Annotated in this window: 1 protein-coding gene; it reads left to right on the top strand. The window is 45.6% G+C overall.

Annotated elements, in window-relative coordinates; translation table 11 throughout:
• Window positions 1–125 precede the first annotated feature (125 nt).
• Window positions 126–794: a phosphoribosylglycinamide formyltransferase gene (gene purN, locus A3729_RS21120; RefSeq protein ID WP_068508037.1), complete on the top strand. Its 669-nt coding sequence runs from the start codon at window positions 126–128 to the stop codon at window positions 792–794.
• Window positions 795–868: the final 74 nt, after the last annotated feature.

Raw genomic sequence — 868 nt, 5'->3', positions numbered from 1 at the left:
GGTTCAGAAGAATCAGCCATCAAGCTTTTAGAAGCTGAAGGCGAAAGTGCTTGGGTAATTGGTGAAATTGCCGACACATCTTCCGACGAAGAGCAAGTCCAACTAAATGGACTAGGCGCTTAGTAATGGAAGGACGAGATCCTGTTGTCGTTGTTTTGATATCGGGTAGCGGCAGCAACCTTCAAGCCTTAATCGACGCCTATCAACGTGAAGAAATCCCTGGAAAGATCAGCGCTGTTATTTCCAATAAGCCCCATGCTAAGGGCCTAGAGCGAGCTAAGAAAGCTGAGATTGATACTCATGTCATCGAACATCAAAAATTCGCTCAACGAGAGATTTTTGATGCAGAGCTGATTAAGACGATTGAGAAGCATCAACCGGATCTCGTGGTATTAGCGGGCTTTATGCGTATCTTAACCGATGATTTTGTCCGCCGTTTTGAAGGAAGAATGCTCAACATTCACCCCTCTCTTCTGCCTAAATATCCCGGCCTACATACTCATAAGCGTGCGCTTGAAGCAAAAGACAAAGAGCACGGCGTGAGTGTTCACTTTGTTACCGCTGAGCTTGATAGCGGCCCGAATATCATCCAGGCTATTGTACCAGTCTTAAATCAGGATACTGAAGAAACACTTGCCACCCGAGTACTTGAAAAGGAACACATCATTTACCCCATTGCGGTTAAGTGGTTTATCGATGGACGTCTTGAAATGAAAGATGGCCAAGCCTATCTGGATGGCGAGCAGTTGCCCGAAAGCGGACTTAAGCTAGAGATTGAACAGACTTTACACTAAAAGTCTGCGCCACCCTTGCGCTTCACCAACGATTATTCACTCTCTTTCTGAGCAATATCTGTAATCAAACGCCT

It is taken from the genome of Oleiphilus sp. HI0043, assembly GCF_001634935.1.
Note: the sequence above shows the minus strand (reverse complement) of the source record. Positions and strands in the feature narration are given on the sequence as shown.

Bases quoted from the DNA above. Each gene is read 5' to 3' on its own strand.
- purN (WP_068508037.1), top strand. From the start codon at position 126: ATGGAAGGACGAGATCCTGTTGTCGTTGTTTTGATATCGGGTAGCGGC.